The 12,819-nt window shown below is 64.7% G+C and carries 14 protein-coding genes and 1 pseudogene; 5 read left to right on the forward strand and 10 right to left on the reverse strand.

Annotation, left to right across the window (positions count from 1 at the left end):
* Positions 1–11 precede the first annotated feature (11 nt).
* Complete coding sequence (locus JHD73_RS22870) at positions 12–212, forward strand: heavy-metal-associated domain-containing protein (RefSeq protein WP_199032471.1); 201 nt, start codon at positions 12–14, stop codon at positions 210–212.
* A 51-nt stretch (positions 213–263) separates the two neighbouring features.
* Here the strand turns inward: JHD73_RS22870 and JHD73_RS22875 are convergent, their stop codons facing one another.
* Genes JHD73_RS22875 through JHD73_RS22895 form a run of 5 tightly spaced genes read right to left on the reverse strand, consistent with a single transcriptional unit; the run spans position 264 to position 6,668 of the window.
* The gene (locus tag JHD73_RS22875; protein ID WP_199032472.1) at positions 264–2,345 is read right to left on the reverse strand and encodes a neutral/alkaline ceramidase; all 2,082 of its coding nucleotides are present in this window, start codon (positions 2,343–2,345) and stop codon (positions 264–266) included.
* 38 nt (positions 2,346–2,383) lie between these two features.
* On the reverse strand, positions 2,384–3,658 hold the full coding sequence (locus tag JHD73_RS22880) for an alanine racemase (protein ID WP_199032473.1): 1,275 nt from the start codon (positions 3,656–3,658) through the stop codon (positions 2,384–2,386).
* Positions 3,651–5,105, reverse strand: a complete 1,455-nt coding sequence (locus tag JHD73_RS22885; protein WP_199032474.1) for a D-arabinono-1,4-lactone oxidase — start codon at positions 5,103–5,105, stop codon at positions 3,651–3,653. The genes JHD73_RS22880 and JHD73_RS22885 overlap by 8 nt, the downstream gene beginning before the upstream one ends.
* Positions 5,098–5,478: a cytochrome c5 family protein gene (locus JHD73_RS22890; protein ID WP_199032475.1), complete on the reverse strand. Its 381-nt coding sequence runs from the start codon at positions 5,476–5,478 to the stop codon at positions 5,098–5,100. Before JHD73_RS22890 ends, JHD73_RS22885 begins: the two co-directional genes overlap by 8 nt.
* Positions 5,478–6,668 carry a porin gene (locus tag JHD73_RS22895; RefSeq protein WP_368735555.1) on the reverse strand — a complete coding sequence of 397 codons (1,191 nt, stop codon included), beginning with the start codon at positions 6,666–6,668 and terminating at the stop codon, positions 5,478–5,480. Before JHD73_RS22895 ends, JHD73_RS22890 begins: the two co-directional genes overlap by 1 nt.
* Before the next feature lie 190 nt (positions 6,669–6,858).
* On the opposite strand from JHD73_RS22895, the gene JHD73_RS22900 reads away from it, so the two are divergent.
* Complete coding sequence (locus JHD73_RS22900; protein WP_199032476.1) at positions 6,859–7,548, forward strand: TetR/AcrR family transcriptional regulator; 690 nt, start codon at positions 6,859–6,861, stop codon at positions 7,546–7,548.
* Positions 7,549–7,611: 63 nt separating this feature from the next.
* Here the strand turns inward: JHD73_RS22900 and JHD73_RS22905 are convergent, their stop codons facing one another.
* From JHD73_RS22905 to JHD73_RS22920, 4 genes are all read right to left on the reverse strand, one after another.
* Entirely contained in the window at positions 7,612–8,331 is a 720-nt protein-coding gene (locus JHD73_RS22905; RefSeq protein WP_199032477.1) for an OmpW family protein, read from the reverse strand.
* 203 nt (positions 8,332–8,534) lie between these two features.
* The gene (locus JHD73_RS22910; RefSeq protein ID WP_199032478.1) at positions 8,535–9,536 is read right to left on the reverse strand and encodes a delta(1)-pyrroline-2-carboxylate reductase family protein; all 1,002 of its coding nucleotides are present in this window, start codon (positions 9,534–9,536) and stop codon (positions 8,535–8,537) included.
* A 59-nt stretch (positions 9,537–9,595) separates the two neighbouring features.
* A complete protein-coding gene (locus tag JHD73_RS22915; RefSeq protein WP_199032479.1) occupies positions 9,596–10,366 on the reverse strand; it encodes a lysoplasmalogenase in 771 nt (256 codons plus the stop codon).
* Positions 10,367–10,459: 93 nt separating this feature from the next.
* Positions 10,460–10,936 (reverse strand): Lrp/AsnC family transcriptional regulator, encoded by a 477-nt coding sequence (locus tag JHD73_RS22920; protein WP_048935698.1) that lies wholly within the window; start codon positions 10,934–10,936, stop codon positions 10,460–10,462.
* Between the two features lie 138 nt (positions 10,937–11,074).
* On the opposite strand from JHD73_RS22920, the gene phhA reads away from it, so the two are divergent.
* Positions 11,075–12,019 carry a phenylalanine 4-monooxygenase gene (gene phhA, locus JHD73_RS22925; protein WP_199032480.1) on the forward strand — a complete coding sequence of 315 codons (945 nt, stop codon included), beginning with the start codon at positions 11,075–11,077 and terminating at the stop codon, positions 12,017–12,019.
* A 47-nt stretch (positions 12,020–12,066) separates the two neighbouring features.
* Entirely contained in the window at positions 12,067–12,372 is a 306-nt protein-coding gene (locus JHD73_RS22930; RefSeq protein WP_199032481.1) for a 4a-hydroxytetrahydrobiopterin dehydratase, read from the forward strand.
* Between the two features lie 18 nt (positions 12,373–12,390).
* Here JHD73_RS22930 and JHD73_RS22935 read toward each other — a convergent pair whose 3' ends face one another.
* Positions 12,391–12,618, reverse strand: a complete 228-nt coding sequence (locus JHD73_RS22935) for a DUF3717 domain-containing protein (protein WP_199032482.1) — start codon at positions 12,616–12,618, stop codon at positions 12,391–12,393.
* 105 nt (positions 12,619–12,723) lie between these two features.
* Between JHD73_RS22935 and JHD73_RS22940 the strand changes: the two are divergent.
* A pseudogene (locus JHD73_RS22940) lies at positions 12,724–12,819 on the forward strand (response regulator transcription factor); the annotation flags it as partial.

The raw sequence follows: 12,819 nt of genomic DNA on the forward strand, positions 1-12,819 counted from the left end.
GAGCCAGAACCATGACGACGTTTTCTGTGGAAGGTATGAGCTGCGGCCATTGTGTGTCTGCCGTCACCCGTGCGGTGCAACAGGTGGATGCTGCCGCCAGCGTGCAGGTTGATCTGTCTACGCAGACCGTGGCCGTAACGAGCGGGGCCGCCACCGATGCCGTGAAGGCCGCCATTGAGCAGGCCGGCTATCCGGTCAAGGCCGTCGTCTGAAACCACCAAGCAAGGCAATGGGCGACGGATGCGCCGCCCAACCCGCCCTCTTCAATTCACCTCGAACGACCGTGACGTGCCCATGAAGGGCGTGATGGTCCCCAGCAGGTTCTTGGCATCGCCCTGATGCACGATGCGGTACGTGCCAGCCGGTGTGCCGGTCGGAATTGTCCAGCTGATTTGCGCTTCAGATTCGGCACCGAACACGCGTTTCCAGCGGTACTGCGTTGACCAGTCGCCATCCACCGCCACCGTTTTCCACGCCCCATCCACCAGACGCTGCACCTTCACAAAGGTGTCGTTGCGGTGCAGGTTGTTCTTCGGGTGGCCGGTGACGAAGACCACGCTTACCGTCTGGCCTGCCGTGTAGCGCGCGGCGGCATCGGTCTTCACATCACCAAACTGGTGGAGCAGCGGCGGTGCATCCAGCACCACGCCCGTCTGGAAGGTCATCTGCTGCCGGCTCAGGTCCGCCGGCGTGAGTGTGTTGGTGGTGGGGCGCCCCTGCGCCATGTCCTGCGCCAGACGATCCAGCTCCTGCATGTAGGCCGGCTGCGTCCACCTGCCGAACAGCGTGCTGCCGCCTTCGTAGTCCTGCACGTCGTACTCTTCTGGCGTGGTCACGTATTGTGAGTACGCATTGGAATAGCTGACCGCCAGCACGTTGTGGATAGTGGTACCGAGCGTGCGCGCCAGCTGTCGGCGGATGCGGTAGCCCGACATGATCGTCAGCTCGGCTGGCACCGCCGCCAGGTACAGCGGGCCGATGCGTACCAACTGCACCGGCAGCACCGGTGGCGTCCAGGGCACCGGCCGCATCAGGCCGGTGGGCACGAACAGCTCCTTGGGCGCGTGGCACTTGCGCAGGTCATCCGGAATCGTGAACAGCAAGCCACCGAGTGCGGCCAGGAACGGGTTGCTCTGCCCTTCCAGCGCGACACCCGGGCCAGGGCCGTCCTCCGTGCTGCCAGCCGCCAGCGTGGTACCAATGGCCGCGGGACACGTGGTGTGCCGCTGGCCATCGCCGGTGTAGGCGGGCTCCACGGTGACGTTGCCCATCTCGACATAGCGCTGTCGCACATCCACCCCGCCCGCGAGCGGCGTCGACGGTGCATCCACCAGTGCCTGCGCCACACCAAATTGACGCTCACCGATGATGCGTGTGTTGTCGAACTCGTTCTCGGTCGGCCCGCTACCGGGCTTGAGATTGAGGTTGGGCGTCATGTCACCCGCGTTGGTCTGCGCGAATGCCGCCACAAAGCCCTTGCCTTCGAGGTAGCGCACGCCCATCACGTCGTGCTCGAAGTGATAGGCGGCGTAGCCCTTGTTGTCGGCGCTGATCAACGTGTTGGTATTGGTCATGCTGGTGCCGTGCGTGGCAAACAGGTTCAGCACACCCACGGCCTGCCCCGCACGGCGGAAGGTCAGCTGCGTGACCAGCGGATCGATTTCTTCAGGAAACACCGCACGATCCGCCGCCGGGTTGGCACGGAACGCCGGCGCCGAGCGGTTGCGGCTGGCGTTGTGCAGCTCGCTCTGGTTGAGGTCGATCTCGCCGGGTTGCACGTTGTCGTGCGCCTGTACGATGGCCTCGACCATGCCATCGACAATCGCGTTGAAGGTCTGCGGCAAGTAGCCCAGCGCATTCAGGTTGTACAGCGCGTAGTGCGAGAAACCGCCCGGTCCCGCGTGCGTGTGCGTGGCCGTGAGCAGCACGTTGGCATCGGTGTAGAGCGCCCCGTAGCGCGCCTTCAGCCGCGCCAGCACCGCCTGCTGCACGCCCTGCATGACGGCACCGGTTTCCGTCACCACAATCGCCACGCGCTGCTTCGTTGCCGGGTCTTCGATGATGAACGCGCGGGCACGCTGCCGCTGGTGAATGCCGCCGGTCTGCTGATCGATCTTCGAGTAGCCGAACATGCCGGCCTCGGCCGCCTCGCCCGTGATGTCGCTGATGCCCGTGCCGATGTTGTACGCCGCAGGGGATGCGGCCTGCGCCACGCTCTGCACGGACCGCGTGGCCGCTGTCGCCACCGGCGCCGTGCCCCCGCCCTCACTGCCACCACATCCGCCCAACACCAGCAACGCGGCTGACAGCGCCGCCCCCTGCTTCCATGCCCTGCGATCCATCATGATGGCCTCCGACAGTTAGCGCGTTCAACGTCCGACGTTCAGGGCATCGCGGGCATCACCGGCCAGCGGTGCAATGTGTTGCCTTCCTCCACGACGACAAGTTCACCGAACTGCTGCAGCACCGCCTCGCTCTGGCGCGGCCGCAGAAAGATGAAGTCATTCGGCTTCAGCCCCTGCGTGCCGGACCCCACCAGCACCTGCTGATTCGACGAGTTGCCGTACAGCCCGCTGGCCGACAGCCCCGGCGGTGACACCGGATCGGCCAGCCAGTAGCCGCCGTAGATGAAGTAGCCGTGGCGCTGGTTGACGTCCCACGCGGTAGCGACGCGGCCGATGGCCTCCGCACCATCCGGCAGCAGGAAGCTGCCGGACTTCAGCACCGGCGTGGCAATGAATGACGCGGGCTGCAGGTCATCGAGCGGCGGCGTATCGAAATCGCTCGGCTTGACCATGGCCGAGCCGACCGACACTTCATTGGCCGCCCCGCTGCCGTCGTGCATGCGGTACGTGGGGGAGCCCGCCGCGTTGAAGCACAGCGCCTCGGCCGACGTCGGCTTGAACGTGCGCAGCGCCATGTCGCGAAAGCGCGCGTAGATCGCCTTGGCATCGCGCTCCGCGCCCGCGCGTGCACCGGGCAGATCAGGAATCTTCACCAGGTGCGGGTCGTAGCCCATCAGCCCACCGAACGCGAACAGCGGCTCGGCGGCGATCATGTTGAGCATGTCGGCCAAGACGTGGTCATCACGTACGCCACCGCGATGCAGACCAACGTCAATCTCGATGTTCACGCGCAGCGGATGGCGCTGCGCACGCGCCAGCTCGCGATACTCCGCCAGACGTTCAGGCGTGTCGACCAGCCATTGCAGTTGCCGCGCCGGATCAAACGCCCCGCCCTTGAACTCGGCATAGAACGTGTGTGCGGCGCGCGCGGGCATCGGCTTGCCAAGCAGCAGATCGGTATCCGGGCGCTGCTCCGCCAGCAGTTGCAGATATGGCAAGTTGAACACCATCAGCCGGCGCGTGTGCGTGAGCTGCATCAGCTCGTCGAGCAACGGCAGCGACGGCAGCGACTTGGCCACCAGCCGCAGCGCCAGCTTCCCGTTGATGTTGTGCACGACACGCGCGGCGTTGGCACGCATGCGCGCACGGTCGATCACCATGACCGGCACGCCGATGCCGGCACGCGCCAGCGCCGCCGACAGGCCCGCAAAGTAGGGCCCATGGGGCCCGCCGTGATCGCCCGGGCGCAGTGCCACCGCACCGCCCACGGCCACCGCACCTGCTGCCAGAAGAAACCGCCGCCGGTTAGCCATGGTCCACCCCGAACAGCTTGCGCAGATACGGGTTGAGCATCTTCCCCTGTGGATCGAGCGAGCGGCGCAGCGCCTGAAAATCGCCCCAGCGCGGATACAGTGCCGCCAGCTGCGCCGGCCCCACGTCGTGCAACTTGCCCCAGTGCGGCCGCCCCTCGTACTTGCGATAGATCGGGCCGATCTCGGAGAGCAGGTAGTCAAATGGCTCGCCCTGCGCCGCGTGCACGGCTATCGAGCAGCTATCGCGCCCATGGAAGGGACTGAGCCATGCGTCATCCGCCTTCACGAAGCGGAACTCCAGCGGGAAGAACACCTCGTTGCGCGTTTCCAGCTTGGCGATCACCTCACGCACGCACGCCATGCCCTGCTCCTGCGGCACGTGGCACTCGGTCTCGTTGAACCGCGTCGGGCGTTGCGTGGAAAGCAGCTTCCACGAACGGTTCTTCGCTTCTTCTGTCTGGTTCACGTCGATCAGCTTGGCGGCCACCCAACGGCGCAGCTGGGGGAAACGCCCGAGCCAGTCGCGCAGGCGGCGCAGGTCGCGCAGCATGTCTTCGTCGGCAGCGTGCGGCATCAGCACGTCGCTGGCTTCGTAGAGGTCGTGCGTGATGCCCGCTGCGTAGCCGGTGAACGGCAGGTAGTAGAACTCGAAGTTGCGATGCTGCTTGGCCAGCGTGGGCGCCTCATCCAGCATTGCCTGCAGCGGCTTGAGAAACACGCGGCGATGCAGGTTGAACGACGGCACCGTGCGCAGCGTGACCTGGGTGACAACACCGAGTGCGCCCAGCGAAACCCGCGTCGCCGACAGCAGCTCCGGGTTGCGCTGCTCGCTGCATTCGACCACGTTGCCGTCGGGCGTCATCAGGCGCATGCCGATCACGTCGGCATGCAGCGCCTGCAGCGTGCGGCCCGTGCCATGCGTAGCGGTGGCGATGGCGCCGGCAAAGGACTGCGCATCGATGTCGGGCAGGTTGCGCATCGCCACGCCTTGCGCATCCAACTGACGCGACAGCAGCGCCAGGCGCGTGCCGGCATGCAGCGTGGCGGTATTGCGCGCGGCATCTGCAGAGATCACCCCCGACATGCGGTCCAGTGAGATGAGCGTGCCGTCAGTCGGCACCAGCCCCGTGAACGAATGCCCCGCCCCCACGCAGCGCACGCCCGGGCCGGCGCCACGCAGCAGCGATGCCAACTCGCCCTCGTCCGCCGGCGTAGCGATCGTCGATGGCTGGCAGGTGTGAATGCCCGACCAGTTCCGCCAACGCTGACGCGAAGCGGTGGCGCCGGCAGCGGCCGTAGAAGCAGTGGAAGGCGATGCCGCCACCGGTGTGCTGGCCGCCCGCACCAGCCGGCCTTGTCCACCCAGCGCGAGCGCAGCCGCCACGCCCGCCCCCACCTTGAGCACCGCGCGGCGATCCTGCCGCTGCGGCGATTGCGTATCAGTCATGCGATATGTCCTTGCCATTTGCCATGAAACCGACGAGCGCGCGCATGTCCTGCTCGGTGCAGTCAGCACACAGACCACGCGCGGGCATGGCCTGATAGCCGTCGATGGCGTGGTGCACCAGCGTGTCCATGCCTTGCTTCATGCGTGGTTTCCAGTGCTCGGTGAAGCCCGTCAGCGGTGCGCCGCTGCCGGGCACTGCATGACAGGTCATGCACGCGCGTTCGTACTGCGCAGCCAGCGCCGCGTTGGTCGGGCGCAGCGATTCCGCACGCTGCACCGCCGCCGCGTCGGGCACTGCGGGCGCATCGCTGCCGCACGCAGACAGGCACAGCGCGGCAGCCAACCAGGAGAGAGAGAAAAGCGCGCGCGTCATCAGAACGTATGTCGCATGCCGATCATCGTGCCGATCTGCGAACTGGAGAGTGTTGGGCCCTGCGCATTCAGCCCAACCAGTTGCGCACCGACCAACCCGCCCTTGTAGTGCGAGTAGTCGACCTCGGCATAGAGCATCGTCCGCTTGGAGAGGAAGTACCCGGCGATCAACTGGTACTGATTGGCCGAGCCGTCAAAGTCTGGCGTGTAGCCGGACTGCCGTGTGAACCACGCGTTGGCCGCCAACGTCAGCGCCGGCGAGATGCGATAGCTCACGCCACCGAAGGTCATGCGCCGCTTGCTGAAGCCGCCGGGCAGTGTCGGATCGACGGTCTGGTCCGCAGAGATGATGCCCAGCCCTGCCAGATCCGCCGGGCTGAACGGCCCTGCCGCAAACGACGTGAAGCTGTTGCCACGGCGGTTCTCGATATAGCCGGCGTTGACGGTCAGGCCACCCAGCGCCAGTTGTCCGCCAGCGGTGTAGACATTGAAGGTGGCATTGGTGAAATCGTCCTTGGTATGCAGGAACGACGCGCTGAGCTTGACGGGCCCCGCTTCCGGTACATACGCCACGGACGCCCCGAACTGACTGCCCTGGCTGGCCGCACCGGCGCGCTCACCCAACGCGTATTGGGCCAGTACCACCACATCGCCGAGCTGCGCGCCGTAGTGAACCATGTTGTTGGTCTTGCTGCCCGCCATCATCGTGTGCTCGGGCTTGAAGAGGTTGGCGTACTGGTCCTGGTCTCCACCGGCCCACAGGTTGGAGCCGTAGACCAGGGTGACGCCTTCCATCACCACGTTGTACTGGCGGCCCAGCGTGAGCTGCCCGAGCGATGACGACTCCAGCCCCACATACGCAATCTGGAAGAACTCCGCACTGCCCTTGGGCCACGTGCGACCACTGGACGGATCAAAGTGGCTCTCCAGCTGGAAGATCCCCTTCAGGCCGCTGGCGATCTGCTCGTTGCCCTTGATCCCCCAATAGCTCTCGGTCATGCCGCCGCCCTTGGTCATGCCGAGCTTCGATCCGGTGCCGATGGGCGTGCCGTCATCACCGTACGACACGCCGTGGGTCTCATAGCGGATACCGGCATCCACCAGCCCGTACAACTGCACCGAACTCTGTGCCCATGCGCTGCCCGCAACCAGCGGCAGTGCCATGCAGGCGATCTGCGTCGTCCTCTTCACTTGGTCTTCTCCTTGTGGAAATAACGTTGTTTTTTTTAGTAACGCAATTCTGTACAGAAAACGGCGTTCTTGAATAAGGGATCACCCTGACGTGCACGCGTTTCAAACAAGAGAGGCCACCCGGATCAAGCCAGCAGCGGCGGTCGGCGGGTTAGAATCAGCCCACTATTGGGAGACAGGCTTCAGACACATGGCCAGCAGCAGCAACCTGCACGAGCGCAAGCAGCGCGAGCTCGACCAGCGGCGCAAGGACATCCTCAAGGTAGTGCGCAAGCTCGTGCTGCGCGGCGGTGCGCGCGAACTGACGATGCGCAAGGTGGCCGAAGAGGCTGGGTTCTCGACCACCGTGGTCTACGCCCTCTTTGGCGACAAGGCCACGCTGATCGCCCAGGCCATGGACGAAGACCTGCTCAAGCTCAACAAGCTCATGCAGCAGGCAGCCGCAGAAGGCAGCAACGCGCTGGAACGCGTGCGCAAGGTGGCCCGCGCCTATGTCAGCTACGGCCTGAAACACCCCGTGCACTACGCGCTGGTGTTCATGGAGCAGCGCCCCGCCGCGCCGGTAGAAACGTCCACGCTCGAATACGGCAACCCCGACAAAGACCCCTATTGCTTCGTCTACGGCATGGCTGCCGAACTGGTGACCGAAGGCTTCATCCAGGCGAACGAAGACGCCCTGCACCTCGTCACGCAACTGCTGTGGGAAGGCCTGCACGGCATGACGTCACTGCGCATCGCCACCGGCGATGACCCGTGGATTCCACGCATCGATGCAGGCCCGCACCTCGAACTGCTCGTCGACGTGCTGTTGCTAGGCCTGCTGCAACGCTTTCCTGGCCCGAAGACGGCGGCAGGCGTGAAGTCCATCACCAGGGCCTAAGCCGCGCGGGCAACAAAAAAGGCGTGCCGCAGTGGCACGCCTTTTTGTTTGCGTCAGACCGGCTTAGAAGCGGTAGCCGACGTTCAGGAAGGTCACGACCGGGTTGATCTTGATCTTCGCTTCGCTCACGACGTGTACACCCGTCGCCGTCTTGGAATCGATCGTCGCCGTGGTCTTGAGCGGCAGATACGACACCGACAGACCAACGAACCAATCCTTCGTGATGGCGTAGGTGGCACCCACGTTCAGCACCGGGTTCAGCGAGCTGTCGGTCGACACGCTGCTGGTGCTGCCCGGGCCAGCCAGCTTCGTCTGGAAGGCGCTGTTGGTGATCTTTTCGTCGGAGAACCACGTGTAGTTCAGACCCACACCAACGTACGGGCGCAACTTGGTATCGGCGTTGAAGAAGTACCACTTGGCCAGTACTGCCGGACTCCACTGCTTGGCCGAACCAATTTCACCATAGGGCGAAAGTGCGCCTGTGCCTTCGATCTTATGGCGCGGCGGAACGCCACCCACGAGTTCCACCGCAAAGTTGTCGGTGAAGAAGTGCGTGAAGGCCAGACCAAGGGTATCGGCTTCCTGAATCTTGGCGCCAGTGCCCGGCTGCGATTGGTTGACCGGCATGCCGCCGATGCTCTTGACCAGCAGCGGGTCGCTCGAGCTATTCGGCATGACCCGGAACCAGCCAGCGCTGACGATGTTGCTGCCGGCAACTTGTGCGTGCGCGGCGGTGGCGAGGATCATCCCGGCGGCGGCTGCCAGTGCTTTTTTATAGGCCATCTCTGTATGTGCTCCTGTTGAGACGCATCCGGGGCAAACGCGATTTGAACGTTTGCCGGTGCGTTCTAAGTCTCCTCCCAGGCGGAGGGACGGCCATTATCCCGTGTGATTGCCTCGGCTAGAACTCTTTTTCTAGAGTTTTCCTGTTATAAGCGCCACGCCAGAATGGCCTGCTGCGGGCATCTTCGGCACATGCTCAGATTTTAAACAGGCTTGGACTTGGACAGTGCCAACACGCACGCGGCCAGATCCCACAGGGCGCTGCCGACACTCTTGAAGACAACGGGCAACACCGGCGGCGCCTGCGTGAGCGTGTCTTGCGGGGCATCGACGCACTGTTGTAGCGGCCGCACACGCGACCACGGCACCCCCGCCTGCAGCAGATCGCCGGCCTCGACTTCCAGATCGACCAGCGTGTCAGCATAAAGACGGTTGGACGCCGCCGCCTGCACACACAGGCGCGGTGGCAGCTCAGCCATGTCAGGCCGGAACGCGCCAACCGCTGCGATGAAGTGATGCGAGCCCCATGCGTAGCCGTCGGGGTGAGCCGGATCGGCCAGATCCGGCAATACCGGCTGCGCCGACGGCGTCGCGGTAATGACCAGCGACACCCGCGGCAGCACCGCACGGGCGGCTTGGGCGACACCCGCTGCATCTCCCCCGGCCAGCGCCGTGGCGTCCATACCGAGTTGGCGCGCATGGACAGCGAGTGCCTCCGCACTGTCCGCCGTGCGCGCAATGATGGTCACGCGCCGCGTGCCCAGCCCGAAGCGGAATGCCTCCAGGTGCGCCCGCGCCTGAGCGCCGGCGCCAATCAGCAGCAGATCCCCCGCTGGCTCCGGCGCCAACAGGCGCGCGGCCAGCAGCGACACGGCTGCCGTGCGGTGCGCGGTCACGGTTGGGCCGTCCAGCAGCAGGCGGCGCACACCGGTTTGCGCATCCATCACCACCACCTCGCCGTGGATGGCTGGCAGGCTGCGCGCCGGATTGTGGGGATGCACGGTAATCATCTTGGTGATGGCAATATCGGCATTGGATGCCGGCATCACCAACAGGCTGCCCGGACCGGGCACCGGCATCACCAACCGCGCGGGCGCCTGGGCTTTGCCGGCACGCGCATCGCGCAGTACCTGTGCAATGGCATCGGCCAGCGCAGCGTAAGGCAAGCGGACCGCCGTGGCGGCGGCGTCGAGAGTCTGCAGCATCGGGGGCTCCTGCAGCGGATGGAAACGGGGGATGGGCCGGCTGCGTTGGTTGCGCCGACTTACGCCGGCACAACCCGCCTCGGCGGCGGTGGCGTACGGCGCGTCAGCAGCCCAGCACTGATGAGAAGCTGGGCGCCGGCATAGCTCCACCAGATCGCCAGCTCATGGTCGGTGAACGGAAACACGAACACGCTGATGCCGATCATCGCGTCGGAGGCCGCAAAGGCGAGCGCGCCCCATGCCGTAAGCGGCCCAGGCAAGCGCGCCAGCAACGCCGCGCACACCATCGACGACAACACCACCATATAGACGATGACTGGGCCCTTCATCTCGCCCAGGCCGGGCCAGTACCAGACCAGCATGCCGATGGCCACGCCAATCATGGCCCCGACCCCAAGCAGGCGAAGGGGCGACGACGCCCCACGCAGCCCGACCAGCACACGCAGGTAGCACAGGTGCGCCACCAGGAAGCAGCCCAGACCCGCAATGAACGAAAACGAAATGCCCGGCAGCGCCAGCCACAGATCACCCAGCGCAGAAAACATCATGGCGCCGATCAACCAGCGACGCTCGCGCGGCACCTCGTGCAGCGAAGCGGCACGCGCCAGCAGCAGCGCCATCAGCATCTTCCACAACGGCTGCAGGGCGATGCGGCCCACCAGCGGCGTGCCCGGCGGCACTTCCACAGCCACCATGGTCAGCATGCCGCCGTAGGTGACACCCGCTATCGCAGCGGCCACCCACCACGCACGAACCCGTGCCGGCATGCCATAGCCGCCCGCAAGATGCGCCAGCGCGTGCGCCGGATGCGTGGTGTGCCCTTCAACCATCGTGGTCTCCCGCCCAAGACAGACTATTCATATCAGCAAAGTGATGTTGGCATGCAGCGTGACACGCCGCGCACCCTGGCGCAAGGCGCGTGTTCACCCACCTAGGTGGGATAGTGGCAATGCACCATCACGCTTAAGCGCCGTCAGCACGATATTGGAACGTACATTGTCCACACCCGGCACGCGCATCAGCTTGCGCATCACAAACTCCGACAGCGCAGGCAAATCCGGCACCACCACGCGCAGCATGTAATCGGCATCCCCAGCCACCGAGTAGCACTCCTGCACGGCGTCGAGCAGGCTGATCTCTTCGTGAAAACGCTCGACGATGGCGTCGCCGTGGTGGGCGAGCTTGACGCTGGCGAACACCGTCACGCCCAGCCCCAGCCCGGTCGGCGAAAGCACCACCCGGTAGCCCTCGATCACCCCTTCAGATTCGAGGCGCGCCAGGCGTCGCCCGACCTGGCTGGCCGACAGATGCACCTGCTCCGAAAGCTGCTGATGGGTCGCACGGCCATCGCGCTGAAGGGCCGCCAGTAGGGCCAGATCGAAGTTATCCAGGGAAATCATGCAAATCTCCTGCGTTGATACATAAGATTTTGCATGAAATCCGCAAACAGCGTGCAATGGACGATGGTTATGCGGCCAATCCGCGTGGCCTCCCCAATACACTGGCCGGACTCTGATTGCACAAGATCGACATCACAAATGGACATCGCAACCACCGCCCCAAGCTCGGCACAAAATGCCGCCCCGGCTGGCTTCAATGGCACCCTGACAGACAAGCTGCGTGAGCAATTCGCCGAAGGCCTGGACGGCCAGACGCTGCGCGCCGACTTCACCATGCAGCAGCCGGTGCACCGCTACACCGCCGCCGATCACGCCACCTGGCGCACCCTGTACGACCGCCAGGAAGCCCTGCTGCCCGGCCGCGTGTGCGATGAATTCCTCCAAGGCCTGTCGACGCTGGGCATGAGCCGCGATGCCGTGCCGTCGTTCGACCAGCTCAACGAAACGCTGATGCGCGCTACCGGCTGGCAGATCGTTGCCGTGCCGGGTCTGGTGCCGGACGAAGTGTTTTTCGATCACCTGGCCAACCGACGCTTCCCGGCCAGCTGGTGGATGCGTCGCCCCGACCAGCTCGACTACCTGCAAGAGCCGGACTGCTTTCACGACATCTTCGGCCACGTGCCGCTGCTGATTAACCCGATCTTTGCCGACTACATGGAAGCCTATGGCAAGGGTGGTTTGAAGGCGGCGCGCCTGGGGCAGCTCGATATGCTGGCGCGCCTGTACTGGTACACGGTGGAGTTTGGCCTGATCCGTACGCCGGCCGGCCTGCGCATCTACGGCGCGGGCATTGTGTCGAGCAAGAGCGAATCGGTGTACGCGCTGGATTCAGCCAGCCCGAACCGCATCGGCTTTGATGTGCGCCGTATCATGCGCACGCGCTACCGCATCGACACGTTCCAGAAGACCTACTTCACCATCGACAGCTTTGAGCAATTGTTCGACGCCACACGCCCGGACTTCACGCCGCTGTATGAAGAACTCGCCGCGCTGCCGACCATTGGTGCCGGCGATGTAGTGGAGGGAGATCTGGTGCTGAACGTGGGCAACCGCGAAGGTTGGGCAGACACGGCGGATATCTGAGCGCTGACTATACTGCGCGCATTCACACCTGATATCCGCTGAAAACCATGATGCCCACCCTGAACGAAGACCAACGCAAAGCCATGTTTGCCGAACTGCCCGGCTGGCAATTGCAGAAAGATCGCGACGCGATCCAGAAGACCTTCACCTTTGCCGATTTCAACGCCGCGTTCGGCTTCATGACGCGCGTGGCGATCAAGGCCGAGCAGATGAACCATCACCCCGAATGGTTCAATGTGTGGAATCGCGTGGACATCACCTTGTCCACGCACGATGCAAACGGCCTGACACACCGTGACGCCGATCTCGCGCGCTTCATCGAGCAAGCTGCGAAGGGTACCGGCGCGAAGTAACCTACCAAATCCATCGCGCTACGCGCCCACTGCGGCGCGCCACGCTTCATACGCCGCCCGCGCCTTGTCGCCCAGTTGCTCAGGGGCGATGCGGGTGGCGCCTTGTACAATCATCAGCGCATACGGCTTGGCCAGCGCCGAGGCCTCGGCACACAGCCGCAATTCCTCGCCCTCGGCGGGCGAACGGGCACGCCAGTAATTGATGGCGGCCTCCAGGTCGGTGATGGTGAGCAGGGCATCGGTCATCCGCGCATTGTAGCGCCGCGCTATCCGTGCGGATTGCCCTTTTCTGGGCTCTCCTTCGCCGCCATTCCATTCCGATTGAGGGACCGCCGCCTCCAGGCTCATTCCATGCGCATCCTGCTGATTGAAGACGACCGCGCCATTGCCAGCGGTATCCACGCCGGACTCACCCAGGCCGGACATCGCGTGCACACGGTGCATGAC

Source organism: Ralstonia sp. ASV6, from assembly GCF_016429285.1.
Lineage (GTDB): Bacteria > Pseudomonadota > Gammaproteobacteria > Burkholderiales > Burkholderiaceae > Ralstonia > Ralstonia flaminis.